At 68.2% G+C, this 3,813-nt stretch carries 6 protein-coding genes; 1 reads left to right on the plus strand and 5 read right to left on the minus strand.

Features of this window, described 5'->3' with window-relative positions:
• Nucleotides 1–149 precede the first annotated feature (149 nt).
• The gene (locus G3N93_RS35135; protein ID WP_011351227.1) at nt 150–713 is read left to right on the plus strand and encodes a YggT family protein; all 564 of its coding nucleotides are present in this window, start codon (nt 150–152) and stop codon (nt 711–713) included.
• Between the two features lie 10 nt (nt 714–723).
• Here the strand turns inward: G3N93_RS35135 and G3N93_RS35140 are convergent, their stop codons facing one another.
• The 5 genes from G3N93_RS35140 to G3N93_RS35160 all read right to left on the minus strand — a co-directional run bounded on the left by G3N93_RS35140 (nt 724) and on the right by G3N93_RS35160 (nt 3,712).
• On the minus strand, nt 724–1,074 hold the full coding sequence (locus G3N93_RS35140; protein WP_174941453.1) for a DUF190 domain-containing protein: 351 nt from the start codon (nt 1,072–1,074) through the stop codon (nt 724–726).
• Between the two features lie 23 nt (nt 1,075–1,097).
• Nucleotides 1,098–1,484 carry a fluoride efflux transporter CrcB gene (gene crcB / locus G3N93_RS35145; RefSeq protein WP_011351225.1) on the minus strand — a complete coding sequence of 129 codons (387 nt, stop codon included), beginning with the start codon at nt 1,482–1,484 and terminating at the stop codon, nt 1,098–1,100.
• 194 nt (nt 1,485–1,678) lie between these two features.
• Entirely contained in the window at nt 1,679–2,560 is an 882-nt protein-coding gene (locus G3N93_RS35150; RefSeq protein WP_206135030.1) for a Sir2 family NAD-dependent protein deacetylase, read from the minus strand.
• Nucleotides 2,561–2,735: 175 nt separating this feature from the next.
• Nucleotides 2,736–3,116 carry a DUF4406 domain-containing protein gene (locus G3N93_RS35155; RefSeq protein WP_174986809.1) on the minus strand — a complete coding sequence of 127 codons (381 nt, stop codon included), beginning with the start codon at nt 3,114–3,116 and terminating at the stop codon, nt 2,736–2,738.
• Complete coding sequence (locus G3N93_RS35160; protein ID WP_206135031.1) at nt 3,113–3,712, minus strand: NUDIX domain-containing protein; 600 nt, start codon at nt 3,710–3,712, stop codon at nt 3,113–3,115. The genes G3N93_RS35155 and G3N93_RS35160 overlap by 4 nt, the downstream gene beginning before the upstream one ends.
• Between the last annotated feature and the right edge of the window lie 101 nt (nt 3,713–3,813).

The following is a 3,813-nucleotide window of genomic DNA, read 5'->3' on the forward strand; positions in this document are numbered from 1 at the left end:
TTTGCTTCGGCATCGTGCTCGGCGGCGACAGCGTCGCGCGCAAGAAGCCCGACCCGTCGCGAGACGAGGCGTGATAAGGTGTCGGCCGATGCGCCGCCATCCGGCGTTGGCGGCCGCACGCTACTGACTGTATAAAAAGGATGCCAACGATGTTCGGCGAGATCGCCCGTTTTCTGCTCAATACCGTCTTCACGCTGTTCGGCGCCGCGCTGATCCTGCGCGTCTGGATGCAGGCCGTCCGCGTGCCGCCGTACAACCCCGTCACGCAGGCCGTGCTGCAGGCGACCAACTGGCTCGTGCTGCCGCTGCGCCGCGTGATCGCGGGCGTACGCGGCATCGACTGGGCCAGCGTGGTCGCCGCGCTGCTCACCGCGCTCGTCTACGTCGTGCTGATGGTCGTGATGGCCGGTTTCGACCCGGCCTCGGTGATCGCGACGCTCGTCGTGGTCGCGCTGCTCACCGTCGTGAAGTGGGCGCTCAATCTCGTGATCTGGATGACGATCCTGATGGCGCTGCTGTCGTGGCTCAACCCGCGTTCGCCGGCGATGCCGATCCTCTTCCAGCTCACCGCGCCGTTCCTGAACCCGCTGCGCCGCATCATCCCGAATCTCGGCGGCATCGACCTGTCGCCGATCCTGCTGTTCGTGATCGTGCAGGTGCTGCTGATGATCGTCACGCGCGCCGCCGTGTCGCTGACGATGTTCGGGATCTGACGCCGTACCCCTACGCCGCCGGCCCCTGCGCCGGCGGTGCGCCGAGCGTGTCGATCACGCCGAAGCGCGCCGGCATCATCGCGTAGCACACGCGCACCTTCTCGCGCGACAACCGGTCGAGCAAGCGCTGCGCCTCGTCCTCGGTGACGATGAATTCGATCTCGATCGCGAGCGACCCCTGCAGTTCGAAAAAGCGGTCCTCGTGCAGCACGCGATGCTGGCCGAACCCGGCCATCGCGCGAAACGCGGAACCGCCCGCGACGCCCATCCGGCTCGCCTCCTCCAGCAGCCATTCCCACAGCGGTTTCCAGTGCAGCCGGTGCTTCTCGTGCACATAGAAGCGCAGGAAGATCTTGTCCATCGCACCCTCCGATGGCGGCACGCTCAGGCCGCCGCGAGCCACGCGCGCGCGGTCCACATGCCGAGCGCCGTCAGCGCGAACGATCCAGTCAAGTGTAGGGCAGCCACCGCAAACGCCCATCCGAATTCGCCCTGCACCGCATGCGTCATCACTTCGACCGAATAGGTCGAGAACGTCGTGAGGCCGCCGAGAAAGCCCGTGATCACGAACAGCCGCCACTCGGGCGGCAGCCCGACGCGGGTCGTGAACACGACGGCGGCGATGCCGATCACGTAACCGCCGATCAGGTTCGCGGCGAGCGTGCCAAGCGGCACGGCGGGAAAGAATTCGTTGAGCGCGAGACTCAGGAACCAGCGCAGCAGCGCGCCGAGCCCGGCGCCGACGAAGATCGCGACGATCGAATAGAACAAGGGCGCTCCCGGTCGATGATGCGGCTGGAGTCAGCCGCCGGCCCCCGGTTACCCGGGGCGAGGTGCGCTCCCGGACGCTTGCGGTGCTTGCGCGGGCGGCACACGCTGAACTGTATGCGGATTCACCGCGCCCCTGCAACGGCGACCGCCTGCGGGATGCCGGCCCGTTCGGATCGTCTCGCCCGCCCGCAGGCTCACGCGCGTGGCCAGGCCGCGTCGAGCGCGCTCAGCGTCGCCAGTGCGCCGCCCTTCAGGCCGATCACGTCCGCACGACGCGCATGCGCTTCGCGTGCGTTGATGCGGATCACGTCGGCGCCGAGGCGCTCGCTCAGCAGGCGCACGGTCGGGATCGCGGTGCCCGCGCCGATCTCGACCACGGCGACGCGCCCGGCTTGCGCGATCCAGTCTTCCAGCGCACGCTCCTGCGCGTCGTAGTGCGCACCGAGCCAGCCGGTATCGCCGAACATCAGGATGTTCGGCCGCGCGAGGCCGCCGCAGTGCGGACAGCGCGGCATGTCGCCGATGAGGCGGCAGGTGGCTTCGTCGACGTCCGGCACGAACGGCGCTGCATCCCACGTGTCGTCCGAACAGGGGCGCAGGCACTGCATTGCGTGGATCGAGCCGTGGATCTCGACGATCCGCGCCGGATCGAAGCCGGCTTTCTGGAACTGGCCGTCGACATTGCTCGTCAGCACGAAGCCGCCGTTCGGCATCGCGTCGATCCAGCGACGCAGGATCGCGAAGCCCGCATGCGGCACCGTCGCACGATAGAGCGCGAGACGGTGTCCGTAGAAGCCCCACGCGAGCGGCGCGCGTGCGCGGAATGCGTGCGGCGATGCGATCTCGTGGAACTCGAAACGCTCGTGGCGCAGCGCCGGATACGCACGCCAGAAGCCGTCCGTGCCGCGAAAATCCGGCAGCCCGGAATCGACGCCGATACCGGCGCCGGCCGTCACGAGCAATGCGTCGGCGCGCGCGAGCGCGGCAACGGCGGAAGCGACGAGATCGGCGGGCAGTTGCGCGGCGGCGGCAGCAGCGGCAGCAGCGGTGGAGTCAGCGGAATCGGAATACGACATGATGGAGCGGAGGTAGCGTCGAGCGGTGCGCGAGTGGCGTCGCGATCATACGCCGGTTCGCGCGCGGCGCGGCACGCGCGATGCAACGGCATGACGCGACGCTCGCCTAGCCGCGGTCGGTGCGGATGTCCGGTCGATGCGAGGAGGCGCCGCGCCCGGGCACCTCCCCGCCTGCTCAGCTTTGTGAATCGTCCTGTACGACCGGAATTTCGTCAGCCGCAAAATAGACCGGCTTGCCGAGCTGCCTAGCAAGACCGACGTCCATATCCGCCCCGCGCGACGCGCCGTCGATACGCAGCACCGCATCGCAGCGGCGCAGCAGCCGGTGCGCGGCCGGATACAGGAACGCTTCGCTGATCGCGTCGCCGACCTGTCGCGACCCGGCCGCAACGGCGAGCGGCAGCGACACCCACTCGCCGATCATCGGCATGTGTCCGCGGCGATACACGGCGAGCGCCGCCTCCTCCAGCCGGTGCAGATTGGCGGCGATGCGTGCGGGATCGCCGTCCGTGCCGCTGCGATAGGGGCCGGCGACCAGCACGAGCAGCGGCGTCATGCCGTGCACGCGCCGGCGGTTTCCCGCAGCGCGACGTACTGGAGCAGCATGATCGTCTTCCCATCGACGATCTCGCCTCGCTCGATCGCGTCCAGTGCCGCCTGCAACGGCATCTCGACGACCTCGAGATCCTCGCCCTCTTCCGCGACGCCGCCGCCATCGCCGGTGCGCAACGATGCGTCGTATTCACCGACGAAGAAATGCAGCTTCTCCGTCACCGAGCCCGGGCTCATGAATGCCTCGAACACCTTGCGTACGCCGCGCACGCGATAGCCCGTCTCCTCCTCGGCCTCCGCGCGGATGCGCGCTTCGGGCGTCGCGTCGTCGAGCAGGCCGGCGGCGGCCTCGAGCAGCATGCCGTCGTGCCCGCTGACGAACGCCGGCATCCGGAACTGCCGCGTCAGCAGCACGTCGCCCGTCTCCGCATTGCGCAGCAGGATGGTCGCGCCATTGCCGCGATCGTAGGTCTCGCGGCTCAGGCGCTGCCACGTTCCGTCGCGGCGCAGGAAATCGAACGTCACCTTCTTCAGCACATACCAGTCATCGGACAGCACCATCGTATCGACGATGCGGACACGGTCCCGCGTTGCAGCCATCCCAGCCTCCAGTTCGACAAAAGACGGCGCCCATGGTAACGTGCATATTCGTGCAACTTCAAGAAATTTCGTGCAGACACGATGCTGACGACACAACGCAA

This window comes from Burkholderia sp. Se-20378 (assembly GCF_017104665.1).
GTDB classification, from domain to species: Bacteria; Pseudomonadota; Gammaproteobacteria; order Burkholderiales; family Burkholderiaceae; genus Burkholderia; species Burkholderia lata.

Coding starts and splice junctions, on each gene's coding strand:
- G3N93_RS35160 (WP_206135031.1), bottom strand. CDS start 3,712: ATGGCTGCAACGCGGGACCGTGTCCGCATCGTCGATACGATGGTGCTG.
- G3N93_RS35135 (WP_011351227.1), top strand. CDS start 150: ATGTTCGGCGAGATCGCCCGTTTTCTGCTCAATACCGTCTTCACGCTG.
- G3N93_RS35150 (WP_206135030.1), bottom strand. CDS start 2,560: ATGTCGTATTCCGATTCCGCTGACTCCACCGCTGCTGCCGCTGCTGCC.
- G3N93_RS35140 (WP_174941453.1), bottom strand. CDS start 1,074: ATGGACAAGATCTTCCTGCGCTTCTATGTGCACGAGAAGCACCGGCTG.
- G3N93_RS35155 (WP_174986809.1), bottom strand. CDS start 3,116: ATGACGCCGCTGCTCGTGCTGGTCGCCGGCCCCTATCGCAGCGGCACG.